This is a genomic window from Corynebacterium glyciniphilum AJ 3170, from assembly GCF_007673095.1.
GTDB lineage: Bacteria > Actinomycetota > Actinomycetes > Mycobacteriales > Mycobacteriaceae > Corynebacterium.
The window spans coordinates 1-227 of record NZ_VDYZ01000386.1 but is presented as its reverse complement, the minus strand read 5'-3'; the positions used below and the strand labels follow the sequence as shown (position 1 = coordinate 227).

The window sequence follows — 227 nt, the reverse complement described above, 5'->3', positions numbered from 1 at the left end:
ACCCGCCCCAGTCTCCCCCCTCTCCATCATCCCCCCAACCCACCTCCCCCTCCACCCCCACTCCCTCACCCTCACACCCCCCCACCCCCCCCTCCGTTCTCGCTCTCCCTCTCCTTCCTTTCTCTCCTCCTCTCTCTCCTCTCTCTCATTCTTTCCCCCCCCCTCTCCACCCCTCCCCTCTTCATCCCTCACCACACTCCCTCCCCCCTCACCTCACTCCCCCAGTC

The 227-nt window shown here is 66.5% G+C and carries 1 protein-coding gene; it reads right to left on the bottom strand.

Annotated elements, in window-relative coordinates; genetic code table 11:
* Positions 1-192, bottom strand: a 192-nt coding sequence (locus tag FS507_RS20165) for a hypothetical protein (RefSeq protein ID WP_222121490.1), incomplete at its 3' end; no start/stop codon positions are given.
* Positions 193-227 lie beyond the last annotated feature (35 nt).